General features: G+C 59.4%; 16 protein-coding genes. 7 read left to right on the forward strand and 9 right to left on the reverse strand.

Annotated features, from left to right (window positions below; all coding sequences use genetic code 11):
- Positions 1–105: 105 nt before the first annotated feature.
- Entirely contained in the window at positions 106–2,535 is a 2,430-nt protein-coding gene (gene lon, locus ACOBR2_RS17605) for an endopeptidase La (RefSeq protein WP_420237409.1), read from the reverse strand.
- A gap of 307 nt (positions 2,536–2,842) precedes the next feature.
- Between lon and ACOBR2_RS17610 the strand changes: the two genes are divergently transcribed.
- Entirely contained in the window at positions 2,843–4,066 is a 1,224-nt protein-coding gene (locus ACOBR2_RS17610) for a glycosyltransferase (RefSeq protein WP_420237410.1), read from the forward strand.
- A 92-nt stretch (positions 4,067–4,158) separates the two neighbouring features.
- Here ACOBR2_RS17610 and clpX read toward each other — a convergent pair whose 3' ends face one another.
- The 7 genes from clpX to pyrH all read right to left on the reverse strand — a co-directional run bounded on the left by clpX (position 4,159) and on the right by pyrH (position 11,070).
- Complete coding sequence (gene clpX, locus ACOBR2_RS17615; protein WP_420237411.1) at positions 4,159–5,433, reverse strand: ATP-dependent Clp protease ATP-binding subunit ClpX; 1,275 nt, start codon at positions 5,431–5,433, stop codon at positions 4,159–4,161.
- A 39-nt stretch (positions 5,434–5,472) separates the two neighbouring features.
- Entirely contained in the window at positions 5,473–6,063 is a 591-nt protein-coding gene (gene clpP, locus ACOBR2_RS17620; protein ID WP_420237412.1) for an ATP-dependent Clp endopeptidase proteolytic subunit ClpP, read from the reverse strand.
- Between the two features lie 106 nt (positions 6,064–6,169).
- Complete coding sequence (gene tig, locus ACOBR2_RS17625) at positions 6,170–7,594, reverse strand: trigger factor (RefSeq protein WP_420237413.1); 1,425 nt, start codon at positions 7,592–7,594, stop codon at positions 6,170–6,172.
- Positions 7,595–7,813: 219 nt separating this feature from the next.
- Positions 7,814–8,158 (reverse strand): CPCC family cysteine-rich protein, encoded by a 345-nt coding sequence (locus tag ACOBR2_RS17630; RefSeq protein ID WP_420237414.1) that lies wholly within the window; start codon positions 8,156–8,158, stop codon positions 7,814–7,816.
- A 118-nt stretch (positions 8,159–8,276) separates the two neighbouring features.
- Complete coding sequence (locus ACOBR2_RS17635) at positions 8,277–8,807, reverse strand: hypothetical protein (RefSeq protein ID WP_420237415.1); 531 nt, start codon at positions 8,805–8,807, stop codon at positions 8,277–8,279.
- A gap of 337 nt (positions 8,808–9,144) precedes the next feature.
- Positions 9,145–10,239, reverse strand: a complete 1,095-nt coding sequence (locus tag ACOBR2_RS17640; protein WP_420237416.1) for an acyltransferase family protein — start codon at positions 10,237–10,239, stop codon at positions 9,145–9,147.
- 126 nt (positions 10,240–10,365) lie between these two features.
- Positions 10,366–11,070, reverse strand: coding sequence for a UMP kinase (pyrH, locus tag ACOBR2_RS17645; protein ID WP_420237417.1), 705 nt, complete (start codon positions 11,068–11,070; stop codon positions 10,366–10,368).
- A 192-nt stretch (positions 11,071–11,262) separates the two neighbouring features.
- Here pyrH and ACOBR2_RS17650 point away from each other — a divergent pair, with 192 nt between their 5' ends.
- The 6 genes from ACOBR2_RS17650 to ACOBR2_RS17675 all read left to right on the forward strand — a co-directional run bounded on the left by ACOBR2_RS17650 (position 11,263) and on the right by ACOBR2_RS17675 (position 16,883).
- Complete coding sequence (locus tag ACOBR2_RS17650) at positions 11,263–12,180, forward strand: hypothetical protein (protein ID WP_420237418.1); 918 nt, start codon at positions 11,263–11,265, stop codon at positions 12,178–12,180.
- A 610-nt stretch (positions 12,181–12,790) separates the two neighbouring features.
- Entirely contained in the window at positions 12,791–13,105 is a 315-nt protein-coding gene (locus ACOBR2_RS17655; RefSeq protein WP_420237419.1) for a hypothetical protein, read from the forward strand.
- Between the two features lie 135 nt (positions 13,106–13,240).
- Positions 13,241–14,089, forward strand: a complete 849-nt coding sequence (locus ACOBR2_RS17660) for a 2,3,4,5-tetrahydropyridine-2,6-dicarboxylate N-succinyltransferase (RefSeq protein ID WP_420237420.1) — start codon at positions 13,241–13,243, stop codon at positions 14,087–14,089.
- 126 nt (positions 14,090–14,215) lie between these two features.
- A complete protein-coding gene (gene rplS, locus ACOBR2_RS17665) occupies positions 14,216–14,587 on the forward strand; it encodes a 50S ribosomal protein L19 (RefSeq protein ID WP_420237421.1) in 372 nt (123 codons plus the stop codon).
- Positions 14,588–14,661: 74 nt separating this feature from the next.
- Positions 14,662–15,585: a ribonuclease HII gene (locus tag ACOBR2_RS17670; RefSeq protein ID WP_420237422.1), complete on the forward strand. Its 924-nt coding sequence runs from the start codon at positions 14,662–14,664 to the stop codon at positions 15,583–15,585.
- 119 nt (positions 15,586–15,704) lie between these two features.
- The gene (locus ACOBR2_RS17675; protein WP_420237423.1) at positions 15,705–16,883 is read left to right on the forward strand and encodes a pyridoxal phosphate-dependent aminotransferase; all 1,179 of its coding nucleotides are present in this window, start codon (positions 15,705–15,707) and stop codon (positions 16,881–16,883) included.
- Positions 16,884–16,972: 89 nt separating this feature from the next.
- On the opposite strand, the gene ACOBR2_RS17680 is transcribed toward ACOBR2_RS17675, so the two are convergent.
- A complete protein-coding gene (locus ACOBR2_RS17680) occupies positions 16,973–18,478 on the reverse strand; it encodes a leucyl aminopeptidase (protein ID WP_420237424.1) in 1,506 nt (501 codons plus the stop codon).
- Positions 18,479–18,655: the final 177 nt, after the last annotated feature.

Here is an 18,655-nt window from a genome sequence, read left to right on the forward strand (position 1 = left end):
AGCATTTTCTGAATTGGTGTAGACCAAAAAACAACTGAGAACTGAAAGCAGAAAAAAGGCCAGAGCTTGAGTGGCTCTGGCCTTTCTGTTGGATGGGAAGATTTCTTACTGCCGCGCCGAACTGCGCTTGCTGGCTTTGGCGCGGATGGTCGGCGGAGGCGTGGGAACAGCCGCAGCCAGAGCCTCGGCCTCTTCTTTCAGGCCCGGCAGCGGGCTTTCGAGCGCCAGCGCCAACACCTCGTCCATCGAATCCACAAAGTGCAGCTTCATCGATTTCTTGAGGTTGTCAGGCAGCTCGATTACGTCCTTCTCATTGGCGCGGGGCAGAATCGCCTCAAAGATGCCGGCACGCAAAGCCGCCAGCAGCTTTTCCTTGAGTCCGCCGATGGGCAACACCTTGCCGCGCAGGGTAATCTCGCCAGTCATGGCCAGATCGCGCCGTACGGGAACCTTGGAGAGCGCCGAAGCCAGCGCCGTGGCCATGGTAATGCCCGCCGACGGACCATCCTTGGGAATTGCTCCCTCGGGCACGTGCAGGTGAATGTCCAGATTGCGGTAGAACTCGTGCGTGAGCCCCAGCGCCTGGGCACGACCGCGAATGTAGCTGAGCGCGGCCTGCGCCGACTCCTGCATCACGTCGCCCAGCTGGCCGGTCACGGTCAGCTTGCCCTTGCCGTCCAGCACCTGTACTTCGGTGGTCAGAATGCAGCCGCCCACCTCCGTCCAGGCCAGACCCGTCACCAGACCAACCTCGTTCTTCTCGTGCAGTTCGGAGTCACGGAACTTGGCCACGCCCAGGAACTCGCTGATGCTGGCTGCCGTGATCTCGGCCTTGTACTTGGCGCCATCCCTGACCACGCGCCGCGCCACCTTGCGGCAGACGTTGCCAATCTCGCGCTCCAGGTTTCTGACGCCCGCCTCGCGCGTGTAGTAGCGAATGATTTCGAGCACCGCATCGTCCTTGAAGACGATGTTCTTTTCGCTCAGGCCGGTCTGCTCGCGCTGCTTGCTGATCAGGTACTGGCGCGCAATCTCCAGCTTCTCCTGCTCCGTGTAGCCCTGCAGACGCAGCACTTCCATGCGGTCCTGCAGCGCGGCGGGAATGGTGTGCATCACGTTGGCCGTGGCCACGAAGAGCACCTGGGAAAGATCGTAATCCACGTCCAGATAATGATCCTGGAAAGTGGTGTTCTGCTCGGGGTCCAGCACCTCCAACAACGCCGAGGCCGGATCGCCACGGAAGTCGGAGCTGATCTTGTCCACCTCGTCGAGCAGGAAGACCGGGTTGCGGGTTCCTGCGCGCTTCATATGCTGGATGATCTGGCCGGGCAGTGCACCAATGTAGGTGCGGCGATGGCCGCGGATTTCCGCCTCGTCGCGCACGCCGCCCAAAGCCAGACGCACGAACTTGCGCCCGGTGGCCTTGGCAATCGACATACCGAGGCTGGTTTTGCCCACGCCCGGAGGTCCCACAAAGCACAGAATCGAACCCTTGGGATTCTTCACCAACTGGCGCACGGCCAGAAATTCCAAGATGCGTTCCTTGATCTTTTCGAGCCCGTAGTGGTCCTCGTTCAGAATCTTTTCGGCAAACTCGATGGAGCGCGTCTCCTTGCTCTTTTTCTTCCACGGCACAGCCAGCAGCCAGTCAATGTAATTGCGGCTGACGGTGGATTCGGCCGACATGGGCGGCATGGCCTCCAGCTTCTTCAGCTCCTGGATAGCCTTTTCCAGCACATCCTTGGGCATACCGGCGGCTTCGATCTTCTTGCGCAGTTCGTCGAACTCGCTCTTTTCGCCGCGGCCCAGTTCCTTCTGAATGGCCTTGATCTTCTCGTTGAGGTAGTACTCTTTCTGGGCCCGCTCCATCTGCCGCTTCACACGCGACTGTATGTTGCGATCCAGATCGAGCTTCTCGATTTCAATGTCGAGTACGTCGGCAATGCGCGCCAGCCGCGAGGCCGGATCGAAGATGGCCAGCAGTTCCTGCTTTTCTTCAATGCCCAGCTGCAGGTTGGCGGCAATCGTATCGCTCAGCTTGGCCGGCTCGTCCATGCGCACGGTGGCAATAATCGTCTCGTAGTTGAGCGACTGCTGCAGCTTCACGTACTGCTCAAAAAGCGTTGTAACGCGCTGCATCAGCTGTTCGGCGGCTGGGGTCACCTCAAACTGCCCCTTGGCAACGCGCACCGTGGCCACAAAGAAGCCATCGCTGTCGGTCACCTCCGAGGATTTGGCGCGCTCCACGCCCTCGACGAGCACCTTGATGTTGCCATCCGGCATTTTGACGCTCTGCACGATGTTGCAGATGGCGCCCACCTGATAGATGTCCTTGGCCTTGGGCTCGTCGATCGAGGCATCGTGCTGGGTGGCCAGAAAGATCTTGCGGTCGCCGGTCAAAGCCTCTTCAAGCGCACGTACGCTCGATTCGCGGCCAACCACGAAGGGCGTCATCATGTAGGGAAAGATCACCATGTCCCGGATGGGCATCATGGGCAGCTTGCGGGTTTCGTTCTTCTCTCGGGTTTGGGTCATCAGCATTCCTTACATGGATTCAACGCTCTTGGTTGGCTCAAGATTTCAAGCCCGGCGGTTTCCTTTTCGGATTGTACAGCGGCGGAAAGCCGAAAGCGGTAACCGGCCGCAGGAGTATTCCGACACATTCCCACGATCATATCCGCACAAATGCAAACTGTGAAAGTGGCCGTCCGCTTCTTCTGCATGTGACAATAGGCGGTCAGTGAGAATTGGAAAGCATTCACCGGACAGATTTCGGTATGGCCACAAAAATGCACATCGACAACACGAGTCTTGTGGAGGTAAAGTTTCCATCCCGCATCCGATGACGAAGCCCACACTCGAAGTCTCGATGATTGTGAAGGATGGCGCGGCCACACTGGGCCGGGCTCTGGCCAGCGTGGCTGACCGCATTCTGGTGGGCGATACCGGTTCAACCGACGAAACCATCGCCGTGGCCCTCGAGGCCGGAGCCGAAGTCCTGCAGATTCCCTGGGAAGACGACTTCTCCCTGGCGCGTAACCGCGTGCTCTCCCATGCCGAGTGCGACTGGATTCTGGCCATCGACGCCGACGAAATGCTGGACCCTTCCGCTCCGGCACGGCTGGAGCAGTTGCTTGCCCATCCGGAGGCCGACGCCTACGACGTGGTGCGCTGGAATTACATGCGCTCGGCCATCCGCCGCAGCGGTGAGAATCCGCCCCTGCCCAATCCGGGCCTGCTGGACGAAGCCAGCGCCTATCCCGCCTATGCCATCAGTGTGAACACGCGGCTCTTCCGCCGCCATCCCGGCGTATATTTTGAAGCCAGCGTACACGAAACCGTGGCCCACAGGCTGGATGCGCTGGGACTGCGCCGCATTCCAGCCAACTTCATCCTGCACCATCTGGGCCAGGCTGAAGACGATGAGGCCGTACGCAAACAGAAGAACGATTTCTATCACAAGCTGGGCCAAAAAAAAGTGCTCACACATCCGCAGCTCTCTTCCGGATGGTTTGAGCTAGGGCTGAGCGAACTGGAGCACTATCGCCGCCCGGCCGAGGCGCTCAAGCACTTTGAACACGCTCACACGCTGGCTCCTGACGATCCGCGCAACTGCATCTTCAGCGGCATCTGCCTGATCGCGCTGGGCCGGGTAGATCAGGCTCTGGTGCGGCTGAATGAGGCCTACAGCCTGGGTTCGCGCTCGGCGGTGCTCTTTGAGGCGCTGGGCGACGCGCATCTGCACTCCGGCCGCTATGAACAGGCCCGCGACGCCTATCAGCAGGGCGGAAGTTCGCCGCTGAACGCCGCCAAACTGGGCGCATGCGAAACCGTACTGGGTGCTCCCGCCGAAGGCATCTCCCGTATCCGCTCCGCCATTGACCGCACACCCGATTTTGCCGAGCTCTACGACATTCTGACGGCCGCAGCCATCGCCGCAGGCGACATGCAACTGGCTGCGCAATCGGCCACCGAGCGCCTGCAGATCGGCACACCCCTGCCCGAACACTTCCAACTGGCTGAGGAGCTGCGCCAACGCGCCCTAGCAAATTCAGAATTGATGTAGAGGGAGTTGATGGATCAAAGTGTCGTTTTCCTCAACAAGAAAAACCCCCGGAAGAATCCGGGGGCTTTTCAGTCACTTGCCTGAACGCTGTACTAGCCGGCCTTTTCCAGCAGGCCAAGCGAAAGATCGCGACTCTCCACCATCTCGTGCGTGATTTCCAGATCGCGAACCCGCTTGTTGGAGGGCAGGTTATACATCAGGTCCAGCATCAGCTCTTCCAGAATCATGCGCAGACCGCGCGCGCCCACCTTGCGTTCCAGAGCCTCGCGAGCAACCGAGCTCACGGCCTCCGGGGTAAAGTGCAACCGCACGTTCTCGAACTCGAAGAGGCGCTGGTACTGCTTGAGGATGGCATTCTTCGGCTTGGTCAGAATGTCGACCAGCGCGGGCTCATCCAGTTCGTCCAGAATGCCCATAACGGGCAGACGGCCAACGAACTCGGGAATCAGTCCGTACTTGATCAGATCCTGCGGCTCGGTACGGCGCAGCAGCTCGGTGTCGCGATGCATGCGGCTGGTGGAAGCATCAGCCTCGGCTGCGTCGATCGTCTTGAAGCCCAAAGCCTTCTTGCCCACACGACGGCCCACCACGCGCTCCAGACCCACAAACGCGCCACCACAGATGAACAGAATGTTCGTCGTGTCGACGGCCGTGAACTCCTGGTGCGGGTGCTTGCGTCCGCCCTGCGGCGGAACGTTGGCTACCGTGCCTTCGAGGATCTTCAACAAGGCCTGCTGCACACCCTCGCCGGAAACGTCGCGGGTGATGGAAGGATTCTCATCCTTGCGGCCGATCTTGTCGATCTCGTCGATGTAGATAATGCCCTGCTGAGCGCGGGTTACATCGCCGTCGGCTGCCTGCAGCAGCTTCAGGATGATGTTCTCCACGTCCTCGCCCACGTAACCGGCTTCGGTCAGCGTAGTGGCATCCACAATGGCAAAGGGAACGTCGAGCATCTTGGCCAGCGTGTGCGCCAGCAAAGTCTTGCCCGAGCCGGTAGGCCCTACCAGCAGGATGTTGGACTTGGCCAGCTCAATATCACTATTGCGCATGCGGTTCATCTGGATGCGCTTGTAGTGGTTGTAGACGGCTACCGCCAGCTTCTTCTTGGTCTGATCCTGGCCGATGACAAAGTCATCGAGGAAGGCCTTGACCTCCTGCGGCTTGGGCAGGTGGCCAGAGGCCGTGGCCGGAGCCTGTTCGCTGCGGTCGTCCTCCAGAATCGAATTGCACACCGCCACGCATTCGTCGCAGATGTAAGCCCGGGGATAATCGCTGGGTGAAGAAATCAGCTTGGCCACCGCGTCCTGCGACTTGTGGCAGAACGAGCAGCGCAGTGCGTCTTCAGATCCCGTGCGCGTTTTCATTTTTCTGTACTCCTTGGACTAATTCTTCGACAAAGCCAACTAGGCGCGTGGCCGATCAATGATCTCATCCACAATACCGTATTCCTTGGCCTGCGGTGCGGTCATGATGAAGTCGCGTTCCACATCGCGTTCGATGCGGTCCAGCGGCTGGCTGGTGTGCTTGGACATCAGTGTGTTGGTTACTTCGCGGATGCGCAGAATCTCACGCGCATGAATGTCAATATCGGTCGCCTGACCGCTCAAACCGCCCATGGACGGCTGGTGGATCAGAATGCGCGAGTTGGGCAGTGCAAAACGCTTGCCCTTGGTGCCGGCCAAAAGAAGGAATGCTCCCATTGAGGCAGCCTGGCCAATGCAATAGGTCACCACATCGTTCTTGATGAACTGCATGGTGTCGTAAATCGCCAATCCGGCCGAGATCGAGCCGCCCGGCGAATTGATGTAGAGCGAAATATCCTTCTCCGGATCCTCGCCCTGCAAAAACAGCATCTGGGCCACGATCAGATTGGCAATCTGATCATCGATGGGCGTGCCAAGAAAGATGATATTGTCGCGCAACAGACGGGAGTAGATGTCGTAGGCGCGCTCGCCCCGGCTCGTCTGCTCAACCACCATCGGAACCAATGCCATGATGTGCCCTTTTCGCTCGTACGGTTATGCGGGAAGCCTTCTCCCGGTGGAGTGGAGAAGCAGCGACGGCTGACTGGCCGCCACTGCTTCCGGAAATGCTACCAGACTAGACAGGCATGCGTTCCAGTAGAACGTTCATGGTCTTATCGCGCAATACCTGCTCGCGAATGCGGGCCGATGCGCCTTCCTGCTCCAGGCGGGCACGCAGAACGTCGATTGGCTCGCGCGTCTGCAGTGCTGCCATCTGCAATTCCTTGTCCATATCCTCGTCGCTGACCGTAATGTTTTCCTCACGGGCAATCTTGTCGAGGATCAGGCCAATCTTGACCTCAGAGAGTGCGCTGTCGCGCTGCGCGCCACGCAGACGGGCAAAGTCCAGCTTGCGCATCTGCTCGGGGCTCATGCCCTGAGCGGCCAGCGCGCGCAGACCACGCTCCAGACGAGCGTCAATCTGCTCCTGCACCAGCGACTCAGGAACCGGGAAGTTGAACTTCTCGGCATAGGCGCCGAAGAGCTTTTCGCGGGTCTCGGTGTCAGCCATGTGCTTCTTGCGGTTGGTCATGTGCTCGCGCACGGCGTTTTCCAGGTCGGCCACGTTTTCGTACTGACCCAGATCCTTGACGAACTCGTCGTTCAGCTCAGGCAGAATGCGCTTCTTGATGGCCAACACGTTCATCTCGTAAGCAACGGCCTTGCCGGCCAGACGCGGCTCAGCATAATCGGTCGGATAAACAACTTCGACCTTCATTTCCTGACCGACCTTGGCACCACGCAGAGCATCGGAGAAGGCTGCCACCGTATCGGTGCCGCCCACTTCGACCAGCGAGTTCTCACCCGCCACCGGCTCAGCATCTTCCTCGCCCGTAACCGTGCCGTTGTAGCTGATCTGCGCCCAGTCACCCTCGACCAATGCACGATCTTCTTCCACCGGCTCGATCTCCGCACGGGATTCCAGCAGGTGCTTCATCTCGGCCTTGAACTCTTCTTCGCTGATCTCGATCGGAGTCTTGGTGACGGTCACGTCCTTGTAGCCGTCGATGACGAAATCTGCCAAATACTCGAAGGAAGCCTTGACGTGCAGCGGCTGCCCCTCTTCGACGGTCAGCTCGGTCACCTGGGGCTGGCCCACCGGCTGCACACCCAGCTCCTGCACGGCAGCATTGAAGCGCTCAGGCAGAATCTGGTCAATCACGTCCTTGCGGATCTCGTTGAAGAAGCGGCGGCGAACTACCGCATCGGGCGTCTTGCCCGGACGGAAGCCAGGAATGCGCGCGAACTTCTTGTAGTTGGCAGTCACCTGCTTGTAGGCCTTGGCGACAACATCAGCCGGAACGTCCAGCACCAGATCACGGGTGCACTCCGGGTTCAGAACCGGACCGTGCTCGTGGGCGTGGCCCGCATGGTCATGATCATGATCGTGATCATGGCCTTCGTGGTCGTGGGCAGCCTCGACCGGCTGATTCTTCTCTTCAAGGGTTTCGTTCTGACTCAACGTTTTGCCTTCCAGGCGCATCACGCGCCATTCAGTCATTTTGCGGGATTTCCCTGCCGCTGGCTTCAGATTCTTTCAGAGCCGCTTGCGGAACTTTGCCTGCGCACGCGCCTTTTCCAACTGCCGCGACCTGTGCCGCGGAACGCAATCCAGCATCCGGTGGCCGGGGAAACACCTCATCTCATGGTAAGAGGGTTTGCAGGAAGGGTCAAACACTGGAAAAGCCGTCCATTACTCGGAGGGAACCACCTGGGCACGTTACTGCTCGTACACCTGGGGCAAGCGGACGTAGGGAGAAAAACGGGGGTGCGAGGCCCCGCACTGCTGAAAATAGCGCCGCGCCTCGGCCAAACTCAACTCACCATTGACCGTCAGCCGCACCATACCAGCATCGACGTCTTCCTGACCATCGTCTTCCCACCAGCAAACCGGGCACAAACCCATCGCTGCAGGCGCTTCCAGCGTCCGATAGCCACAGCAGGGGCAACGAAAACGAGGTTTTTTCTCCACATGGGTTGGACGGCAAGCGCTTCTGCCAGGTTTACGCAGCTTTTCCCGGAGTTGATGGCTCAGCACGGCAGGCATACACTTAAAATTTTTCATGCTAGCTCCTTCCGCTCATCCCCTGAATGCACCATAATTCATGCAATCCCCTGAAAAATCTTTTAGAAAAAAAGGGGGAATTGCCCAAAAAACGTAAAAAACAGACTTTCCCGCAGCTTTAAAAATGAAAGGCAATCCCCATGCTGAAGCGATTGTGCGCCGCATGGATGGGATTGCTGGTTGCATCCACATAATCGTCGGCCATACGCCAGGAAAGATAGGGCGCGAAGTGCACATCCAGGCCGCCGCCCAGTGCCAGCGCCATGGCTCCGCTAGAATTCCCGAGCTGGTTGGCCGAGTGCTCTCCGCCCAGAAGTCCATGCACATAAACATGCACGTCCGCTCCACCCACCGTCACGCGCGGACCAAACAGCAGCATGGTCGACCGCTCCACATTGCTCGCCGACTCCAGGCCGTAATGGGACAGATCGCCTTCAAAACCCAGCAACGGCCTGACCTGGACGTTCATGGCTCCCTGCCATCCACCCAAAGCCGGGGTGTTGCCCACCAGAGTGTTTGCGCCCAGACGGCTGTATCCGATGAACAAATCGGCCTTCGATTCCTGCCCCCAGGCTGCGCCGCACAAGACCACGCCCAGCAATCCCAGCCCAAAAACCTGCCACAAACTTTGCCCTGCAAAAACTATCACTCTTGTTTTCATCTGTTTAAAAAACTTCCTCCCCGTCTGGGTATCTGCACCCGCCAGAATCCGAGGCACAGCTTTCTTCTTTCCAACCCGCTGACCAGTCAGCGGTTGTGTTCTTCATCGTTAGGGAGAACCATTTTCATTACTCCCACGCCCGATGTTGCGACAGTGAAGTGGGGTTTTTCTTAAAGAACTCATAGAATTTCCTGGCCCCACCGAGATGGAAACAATTGCGAAACGGCAACAGCCCGGCAGAACAAAATGTTCGTGCCGGACTGCAATCTCTACAGTTTGAAATACCTACAGGCGGGAAACTAGAGGCTAGAAGCTAACAACTCTCCTACCTCCACAGCTTGAGCCACGACCGCAAGCCCTTTTGTGCAGGCTTTTCAATGAAGTGCAGGCAGAGAAGCGCCAGCATGATCAGGAAGACGTAGCTGATCCAGGGATCGAAGCGGATCAGGCCGGTAGCTTCCAGCACATGCGATTTATGCACCAGCTCCCACAGATTGAAGTGCAGCAGGTACAGGCAGTAACTGCCCTCACCAATGAAGACCAGAGGCCGGCAGCCAATCACGTACGAGAGCCGGTTGTTGCCAGCCAGCCCCAGAATCACGCAGGCAAAGAGCGGCATCAGCAGACCATCGTGGATGATGGCGTAAGGGATGACGCTGCCCAGCCAGAGGAGGAAGAAGATGGTAAGGAAACCGCCAATGCCCAGGATCGAGCGAATGCGGCTGGAGCGGCCCACCATGCGGTCCAGATCGGCCAGCAACACGCCAAACAGGAAGCTGGGAAAGTGCGGCAGCGGCGTGTACTTGAGCGCACGCAGCCAGGGACCGCTGCTGTAGCGGTCGGGGTGCAGAATGCCGTCGGGATTCAGCCAGAAGTAGAGCAGTCCGGGCGCCAGTCCCAGCATCCACACGCCAAACATCTTCCACAGGTGCGAACGCATGTTCGCCGAAGCCTTCATGCGGGCCAGCCAGGGAAAGATGAAGTAGTAGAAGGCCTCGGCCGACATCGTCCAGGCCGGCGTATTCAGAAAGGTGGAAATCTGCCAGAACCAACCCTGCAGCAGCAGCGGCGAAAGCACCATGCCCGCCCAGAACCAGCCGGGAGAGTGTGCATTCCACTCCGCGCGGATCATGTTGAAGCTGCAAAGCAGGCTGAGCAGGTAGATCGGGTACAGGCGGGTGAAGCGCGCCTCCCAAAAGCGGCGGAAGTCCAGCTCGCCGTTGCGCGCGCGTTCATTATAGTTATAGGCCAGCACGTAGCCGGAAAGCAGAATGAAGTAGCTGACCGAGGCGTAGCCAGCATTGACCACCGGAGCCAGCACACCGAAGGTAGCCGGATTCGAAAAGTGAAACAGAACGACGTTGACGGCGGCAAAACAGCGCAGGCCGGTAAGGGCATTCAGGCGCGCAGGCTTCTGCATCTCTGTTGTCTTGGCTGACTGGCTGATGGTCTTACCCTGGCCCGTGGATCAAGGCCGCGCAGGCTGGCAGCTACCGGCCTGCTCCCTTCTTTCTGTTTGATGCAATCCGGATCTCAGGTCCGGATTTTAAGCAATGACAAGCGAACCGAGCTTTTCGCCCTGAACCACCCGCTTGATGTTGCCCGACACATTCATATTGAACACGACCATGGGCAGATTGTTGTCCTTGCAGAGGCTGACGGCGGTCAGATCCATCACCTTCAGACCCTGCTTGAGGATCTCCATGTAGGTGATTTCGTCGTACTTGACCGCATCCTTCACCAGAAGTGGGTCGGCATTGTAGATGCCCCCAACCTTGGTACCCTTCAGCAGCACATCGGCCTTGATCTCCATGGCTCGCAGACTGGCCGCGGTGTCGGTGGAGAAGTACGGATTGCCGGTGCCGGAAGCAAAGATCACCACGCGACCCTTTTCCAGATGACGCACAGCACGGCGGCGAATGTAGGGCTCAGCCAGCTGATTCATCACCACGGCGCTCATCACGCGGCATTGCACGTCGCGCTTTTCAAGCGCATCCTGCACAGCAATGGCGTTGATGACCGTGGCCAGCATACCCATGCTGTCCGCAGAGACGCGATCCATTTCAGAAGCCTGGGCCGAAAGACCACGGAAGATGTTTCCGCCGCCGACCACAATGCCAATCTCCACGCCAAGAGCGTGAACTTCAGCAATTTCGCCGGCAATTTCTGCGACTTTTTCCGCATCGAGGCCAAAACCGCGTTCACCGGCCAGTGCCTCGCCCGATAGCTTGAGGACGATCCGTTTATACATACCGTTTTTGAGTATCGCACAAGGAACGACAAAATTTTCTCTTTCCTGCTGTAACGACTCTCCGCCTGCCCTCCGTCGAAGCTTACAAATTGAAGGGAGTGGATTCAGTTGAAGGTTTTCGCAGAGGGAATGCGATCGAGCTGGGCTTTGTGTCGCCTTATTCCGCTCCCCGTCAGGAAAAGACATGCTCTTTTGTTGGTCTTTTTTCTGGCGGGTTATATCAGCGCACAGAGCCCGATGTCCGCAGGCTGGCAAGCCGAAATGGCCCAAGGACGGCCTGTCACAGCGGACGCACAACCGACCGGGGACGGTTCACCGGAACAGGTCGGAAAAAACCGGGATGGCGGCGTGCCCAACGCCGCCCTCGGTAATCAAAATTCCTGGAATCAATTCTTTAAAGACAGCTACCTGCTCGGCGTGCGTCAGGCCCAAGGTTCGGCAGGTCCGGCGACGGGTCAGTCTGCCGGTCCAGCGGGAGGTCCCCCAGGCGGACACGGTTCCGCCAACTTCTCCCAACTGGCGGGCGACCTCAGCCAGGCTCTTGCCGGCAACCATAGTGGAGCTGTGGCTGGCACGCTGCGTCAGGTGCCCCGCCTGAGCCAGTGGCTGCAGAACGGCATCAATTTTAATCTTGGATCGAAGGCGCCCGGCGCGTCCTCCGGCCCCGGAGGCCCTTCGCATGGCTCAGCCTCCATGGCTGGCGGTCCGATGGGCGGTCCAGGCGCCTCCTCCAGCAGCTTTGGTCTGGGCTTTCACAGCTCCCTCAGCCCCACGGGCACTCCCGGCGGATCAGCCTCAGCCGCCTACACCGCCCATGGCGCAGGCGGCCGTCTCGGCTTTTCCGCTTCCGCCTCGGCAGGCATGGGAACAGAAGGCAGCATGGGCGGGGCTTCGGCTGGTATGTCGTCCTTTGGCGGATCGGGAAGCACCAGCAGCATGGGCTCTCTAGGCTCTATGATGAATGCCCAAATGCACTCCGGCGGCAGCGGCTCGGCTCCGTCCGGCATGGGCGGCAGCCAGGGTGGACCGGGCGGCGGTGGCATGGGCGGTCCCGGCCACGGTTCCAGCAACGGCCCCAACGCCACAGTCCACCTCAAGCTCAGCTTTTAAAAGCGGCTGTCAGCCGTCAGCTTTTCCGTGCTGGAACAGGCGGGGAGGGAGCGGGGGCATTCATGCCCCCGAAGGACGCAGACCAAAGAACGTGCCTTCAGGCACGGGTATTCCCTCTATACATAAAATGCCCGCAGCAAAACAGGCGATGAAAAAGAACCAAATTTATGCAAAGTTACGCAGATTGCTGATCTCCTGCGCGCCCCCCGCCGAACTTTTCTGTTTCTCCGCTCAGGGGCCAATTTCCATTTCACCTTGCGGGACCAGCCTGAACAAATAAAATCTCCCGCCGATCTCAGAGGTGTGGATGCGTGCCTGGGAACATACGGCGCTGGGTATTTGAAGATTCCTGATCGGTATTGCCTGCTACGAGGTTGCCTATTCGGGAACTTCTCACCCAGCCCTTCATTCTCTCTTAACGCGTCTTCTGTCGTTCGTGCCTACACTTGGTTTGTTCAACGTCGGGCTTATTTAGAGCATTTTCGGAAACGTAGACTTTTCAAGCGTGATTCTGGGCGACTTTTTCTTGAAGAAAAAGACACTTAAGAGCCATCCCTTCGGTCTGTACCCCTTCCGGAAACGCTATCCCCACTCCTGAAAGGTATGCCCCATGCTTGTCAGAACGCACAACAAAGGTCTAGGCCAAACCGGCCTGCAGGTGGGCGCTCAAAATGTCCGCCGCTTCTTCTCCAAAGACAACTCCGAAGTTGAGCTGCTTCTGGACCATTTACTTATTCAGCTCTCGCTCAACGATGATTTTTGGCAGGGCGAAGCCGAAATCTTCGATCCGCGCCTCTGTGCCTGGCTGGAATCCAAAAACTTCCCGCTCCGCCCCTGCCATGCCCCCGTACAGCTGGCCCTGATCCCGGTAGGCAAGAACAGCTTCCGGCTGACCACTGTAGCCAAGGCGACGCTGGTCCACTAAAAAACAGCTTTCAGCTATCCGCTGTTTCTTGCGGGAACAAAACGCTTTGATTCAGCCAAGCTCCTATTCCCGGCACAATGAGCTGAAAACTGACAGCTGATGTTTGAAAGCTGTGTTGGTAAACTCGAAAATGTCATGACTACACACTCTTTGCAGGAATCCATCGAGCGGTTTTTCGCAGCCGGAGCTTCGGCTGTTGGCGACGCTTCCGCACTTGAGGCCTTTCTCGCACTGCGCACTGCGCTTGAAGCGGGCGAACTGCGTTCGGCTGAACCCGACGCCAGCGCCCCCACCGGCTGGCGTGTGAATGCCTGGGTCAAGCGCGGCATTCTGCTCGGCTTCCGGCTGGGAGCGCTCGAACAGCAGCAGGCTGGCGCACTCACCTTTGTAGACAAACACACCTACCCGGCCCGCACCTTTACGCCCGCCGATGGCGTGCGCGTCGTGCCCGGTGGCTCGTCAGTCCGCGCCGGAGCTTACGTGGCCAAGGGTGTGGTCTGCATGCCGCCCATGTACATTAACGCCGGCGCCTACGTGGACGAGGGCACCATGGTGGATTCGCATGCGCTGGTGGGCAGTTGCGCCCAGATCGGCAAGCATGTGCACCTGAGCGCCGCGGCCCAGATTGGCGGCGTGCTGGAGCCGGTCAACGCCAGCCCGGTCATCATTGAAGACGATGTGCTGGTAGGCGGCAATACCGGCGTCTACGAGGGCACCATCGTCCGCCAGGGCGCGGTGCTGGCCGCCGGCACCATCCTCACCCGTGGCACACCTGTCTACGATCTGGTGAACGGAACGGTACTCAAGGCCACAGCCGAGGCTCCGCTGACCATCCCCGCCGGAGCAGTCGTCGTGCCCGGATCGCGCTCTGTAAACAAGGGCAAAGGGCAGGAGTGGGGCCTGAGCGTCTACGCTCCGGTCATCGTAAAGTACCGCGATGAAAAGACCGATTTGAGCACTACGCTCGAAGACCTGTTACGCTAGTTCTGGTACAGGAAAGAATTTCCGTCCGAAAGCCGGTTTGGAGACGCGCCCGAGCGCGCCTAGGCTGGCTTTTGGCCTCAATCTTTGCTACACTAAGAATTCTGAGTTCAACTGTAGGAAGAGAACATGTCCATTCATCCCGTAATGCAGCGCCTGGCCGAGAAGCTGAAGCGCACTGATCTGCCCGAGTTCGTTCCGGGAGACCAGATTCGCGTCCAGGTCAAGATCAAGGAAGGCGAGAAGGAACGGCTGCAGGCGTTCGAGGGCCTGGTCATCGCCATCAACAAGGGCCCGCAGGGCAGTTTCACGGTCCGCAAGATGAGCTTCGGTCAGGGTGTGGAGCGTATCTTCCCCTTCAACTCGAAGGTCATTGACCGCATCGAGAAGGTTCGCAGCTACAAGGTTCGCCGCGCCAAGCTGTACTACATCCGCGAACTTCGTGGTAAGGCAGCGCGTCTGAAGGAAATCGACCGCGCGACCGGCAAGATCCGCGCATAAGCGTCGTTCTTCCGTGCACCTTCAAAACCCCCGACCCATGCGGTCGGGGGTTTTGCTTTTTATATACTGAAAGAATGAGCACTGAGCTGGTATGCGGTTGGGCACTGGAAGAACAGGCGCGGAGCAAGGGCGCGCTGCGCATTGCCGGCGTGGATGAAGTGGGCCGAGGACCGTTGTTTGGCCCGGTGGTGGCAGCAGCCGTCATTTTGCCCAAGGGCTGCAACCTGCCCGGGCTGAACGATTCCAAAAAACTGAACGAGCGCCTCCGCAACAAGCTGGAACCCGAGATCAAGGCGGGGGCCGTGGCCTGGGCCATCGCCGAAGTCGATGCCGAAACCATCGACCGCATCAACATCCGGCAGGCATCGCTGCTGGCCATGCGCCGCGCCGTGGAGCAGTTGGCGCTTTCGCCTGACTTTCTGCTCATCGATGGTCGCGACACCATTGTCTGGGATGGCCCACAGCAGGCCGTCATCAAGGGCGACGCCACCAGCTTCTCCATTGCCGCCGCCAGCGTGCTGGCCAAGGTCTACCGCGACCGCCAGATCGTCGAACTGGACGCCGTCTACCCTGGTTACGGGCTGGCCCGCCACAAGGGCTACGGCTGCCCCGAGCATCTGGCCGCGCTCAAACGTTTAGGCCCCACCCCGCTGCATCGCCGCAGCTTTCACGGTGTGCGGCAGGATGTTCTGCTTTTCGACACACCGCAACTTGAGGACGAAAGCGACGAAGACGGAGCCGAGGCTGAGCAACCCTTGCGTTACGCCTGCCCCTGCTGCGGCTATCTCACTCTGGCCGCTGAGCCGCCCGGCACGCAGGCCATCTGCGAGGTCTGCCAGTGGGAGGACGATCTGCACCAGTTCGAGGACCCCGGCTTTGAGGGCGGAGCCAACGCTCCCAGCCTCACCGAGGCCCGCGCCAATTACCAGAAGATCGGCGTAAGCGACCCCCACTTTGCAGGCAATGGACGGCTGCCCCTTCCGGCAGAAAAGCCGTAAAGACAGCCGCAGAGAGCATCAGCCCTCCCCGGCCTGGCCTGCCCCCCGTCCTCCTTTGTTGCATACAATGAAGGAGGGCAAATCGCCCCCAATCATTCCCCCCGCACAGGAAAAAGAAAATGCTTGTTTCGAAGACCATTGCCGCTCAACTGGAAAACTCCTCGTGGATTCGCCGCATGTTTGAAGAAGGTACGCGGCTGAAAAAGGAACGCGGTGCCGACAAGGTCTTCGACTTCTCGCTTGGCAATCCGGTGGACGAGCCGCCCGCCGAGGTGCTGGAAAGCCTGCGCCGTCTGGTAAGCGCCAGCCCCAAGGGCTCACACGGCTACATGCCCAACCCCGGCTACATGCAGGTGCGGGAGCGGCTGGCCAAACATCTTGCCCAGCAAACTGGCCTGCCCTACGCGGCCGAAGACGTCTTCATGACGGTGGGTGCGGCTGGCGCATGCAACGTGGTACTCAAGGCTCTGCTCGACGCGGGCGATGAGGTCATTGTGCTGGCGCCCTACTTCGTCGAGTACAACGCCTACATCACCAACCACGGCGGCAAAATGGTCCTCGTTGATACTGACGAAAGCTTCCTGCCCGACGTGGAAAAGATTCGCTCCGCCATCACGCCACGCACCCGGGCGATCATGATCAACACACCCAACAACCCCACGGGTCGGGTCTATCCGGAAGAGACGCTGCGCGCGCTCAACCAGATGCTTGCCGAAGTCGGCCAGCCTATCGCGGTGCTCAGCGACGAGCCCTACACCTCGTTTGTTTACGACGGCCAGCGGCAAACACTGCCTGCCACCTGCATCAAAAACACCATCGTCTGCAGTTCGTGGTCAAAGTCGCTCGGCCTGGCCGGAGAACGCATCGGCTACGTGGCCATTTCGCCACGCATCGAGGATCGCGCCCTGCTCAGCCGTGCCTGCGCCCTCACCAACCGCATTCTGGGCTTTGTGAATGCGCCGGCCCTCTGGCAGCAGGTGCTGCTGGATGCGCTGGACGCTCGCGTAGACGCTGCGCCCTACGAACTCAAGCGCAACACGCTTTGCGACGCACTCGCAAAGATCGGCTACGCCGTACGTCGCCCCCAGGGCGCGTTCTACATCTTCCTGAAAACACCGATTGCCGACGACGTTGCCTTCACCCGCCGCCTTGCCGAAGAAGGCGTGCTGGCCGTGCCCGGAACCGGCTTTGGCCGCTCCGGCTACATTCGTCTGGCGCTCACGGTTTCCATGGAAACCGTCACCGGATCGATCCCCGGTTTTGCCGCCGCCTTTGAGCAGCCGCAACCTGCAAAATAGCTCTGCTCTGCAAATAAAACCGCCCCATCCAGGCCGCCTGCAAAAGCACGGCTCGGATGGGGCGATTTTGTTTGTTCAGGCAAAAGTTGTTAGAAGCCGCGCACCCACTCCAGAATCGAGCGCACACCCACACCGCTGGGTCCCTTGGCAATGTAGGGCTGGGCATTTTCCACCCAGGCCATGCCGGCAATGTCCAGATGGATCCACGGCGTATCCTCGGCAAAGACCTTGAGGAACTCGGCTGCGGTGCAAGCTCCGCCCCAACGTCCACCAGTGTTCTTGATGTCGCCAATCTCGCTCTTGATCAGCTCGGCATACTCGTCGCCAAGCGGCAGACGCCAGAACTTTTCCTCGCTGATCTTGAGCGCCTTCTCGAATTTGGCAAAGCTCTCATCGTTGTTGGAAAAGGCTCCGGCGTTGATCATGCCCAGCGCCACGACGCAAGCGCCGGTGAGCGTGGCGGCATCGATCAGATGCGTTGCGCCCAACTGCTTGGCGTAGGTCAGCCCGTCAGCCAGCACCAAGCGGCCTTCGGCGTCGGTGTTGATGATCTCGATGGTCTTGCCGCTCATGGCCGTCTGCACGTCGCCGGGCTTCTGCGCCTTGCCGTCCGGCATATTCTCCGTAGCGCACACCACACAGATCACACGCACCCGCGGCTTGAGCAGGGCGATGGCACGCATAGCGCCCAACATGGCCGCGCCGCCCGCCATGTCGTACTTCATCTTGTCCATGTCGGCCCCAGGCTTGAGCGAGATGCCGCCCGAATCAAAGGTGACTCCCTTGCCCACCAGACCGAAAACAGGACCATTGCTGACGCCCTCCGGCTCATAGCGCAACACAATCAGCGCCGGCGGCTCAGCCGAGCCCTGAGCCACGCTCCAGAACGCGCCCATCTTCAGTTCGTGCAACTTTTCCGTGGAATGAACCTCGCACTTCAGGCCCACTTCCGCAGCCATTGCAGCAGCGCGCTCGCCCAGAATCGTGGGGGTCAGCTTGTTGCCCGGCTCCACCACCAGCGTACGGGTGAAGTTCTGGCTTTCGGCCACAATTACGCCCTCGGCAAAGCCAGCCTCAATGGGAGCCTTGTTAAAGCCCGCAACGGCCAGCGTGAACTGCTGCACGCTCTTATCCTTGCGGTCGCTGCGATAAATGTCGGCATCGTAATCGCCCACCAGCGCGCCCTCAGCGGCAGCGCGGGCAATGGCAACCGTATCGGCCAGCCGCTCATGGGCCGGCAGCGCCAAAGTCAGCGCACGGATGGACCGGGGCTTGGTGAAGCGTACGGCAGTTCCAGCGGCCTGACGCACGCTGTTTACCGCTAGTTTGGTGGCCTTGCCCAGGCCCACGATCAGCAACCGCTTGGCCTTGAGCCCGGCGGGAGCATGCACCAGCATGGTCTCATGCGCGCCAGCCTTGAATTCGCCACTGGCCAGCACCGCAGCTGCGGCAGCCTTCACGGCCTCATCCGCCACCAGCAATTCAGGCTGGGCTTCGGCCTCCGGCCCCTTGGCCGTCTGGAAGTCTGCCGCCAGCACAGCCAGCAGTTCCGTTTCGATCGCAGCAAGTTGGGTAAAACTCAGTTCGGTCCGCATAGGTCTATTGTTTCACCCCGCCCTCAAATCCGCACAAACAGACAGGCTGCTGAAGAAGGAAGAGATTTCATTCTGAGCAGGGCAGAAGTTTTCGGTCACAGATTTTCATGGATCCGGCAAATCTCGACTACTCCTCTTTGGATGCCCCTAAACTTGACAACAACACTATCAAGTTTG

Origin of the sequence: Telmatobacter bradus, from assembly GCF_048629425.1 — a bacterium.
Lineage (GTDB): Bacteria > Acidobacteriota > Terriglobia > Terriglobales > Acidobacteriaceae > Telmatobacter > Telmatobacter bradus.

What these genes read in the sequence shown, in the direction of transcription:
- rplS (WP_420237421.1), top strand. Translation starts at nt 14,216, where the DNA reads ATGTCCATTCATCCCGTAATGCAGCGCCTGGCCGAGAAGCTGAAGCGC.
- ACOBR2_RS17680 (WP_420237424.1), bottom strand. Translation starts at nt 18,478, where the DNA reads ATGCGGACCGAACTGAGTTTTACCCAACTTGCTGCGATCGAAACGGAA.
- ACOBR2_RS17610 (WP_420237410.1), top strand. Translation starts at nt 2,843, where the DNA reads ATGACGAAGCCCACACTCGAAGTCTCGATGATTGTGAAGGATGGCGCG.
- ACOBR2_RS17660 (WP_420237420.1), top strand. Translation starts at nt 13,241, where the DNA reads ATGACTACACACTCTTTGCAGGAATCCATCGAGCGGTTTTTCGCAGCC.
- lon (WP_420237409.1), bottom strand. Translation starts at nt 2,535, where the DNA reads ATGACCCAAACCCGAGAGAAGAACGAAACCCGCAAGCTGCCCATGATG.
- clpX (WP_420237411.1), bottom strand. Translation starts at nt 5,433, where the DNA reads ATGAAAACGCGCACGGGATCTGAAGACGCACTGCGCTGCTCGTTCTGC.
- tig (WP_420237413.1), bottom strand. Translation starts at nt 7,594, where the DNA reads ATGACTGAATGGCGCGTGATGCGCCTGGAAGGCAAAACGTTGAGTCAG.
- ACOBR2_RS17670 (WP_420237422.1), top strand. Translation starts at nt 14,662, where the DNA reads ATGAGCACTGAGCTGGTATGCGGTTGGGCACTGGAAGAACAGGCGCGG.
- ACOBR2_RS17640 (WP_420237416.1), bottom strand. Translation starts at nt 10,239, where the DNA reads ATGCAGAAGCCTGCGCGCCTGAATGCCCTTACCGGCCTGCGCTGTTTT.
- pyrH (WP_420237417.1), bottom strand. Translation starts at nt 11,070, where the DNA reads ATGTATAAACGGATCGTCCTCAAGCTATCGGGCGAGGCACTGGCCGGT.
- ACOBR2_RS17655 (WP_420237419.1), top strand. Translation starts at nt 12,791, where the DNA reads ATGCTTGTCAGAACGCACAACAAAGGTCTAGGCCAAACCGGCCTGCAG.
- clpP (WP_420237412.1), bottom strand. Translation starts at nt 6,063, where the DNA reads ATGGCATTGGTTCCGATGGTGGTTGAGCAGACGAGCCGGGGCGAGCGC.
- ACOBR2_RS17675 (WP_420237423.1), top strand. Translation starts at nt 15,705, where the DNA reads ATGCTTGTTTCGAAGACCATTGCCGCTCAACTGGAAAACTCCTCGTGG.
- ACOBR2_RS17630 (WP_420237414.1), bottom strand. Translation starts at nt 8,158, where the DNA reads ATGAAAAATTTTAAGTGTATGCCTGCCGTGCTGAGCCATCAACTCCGG.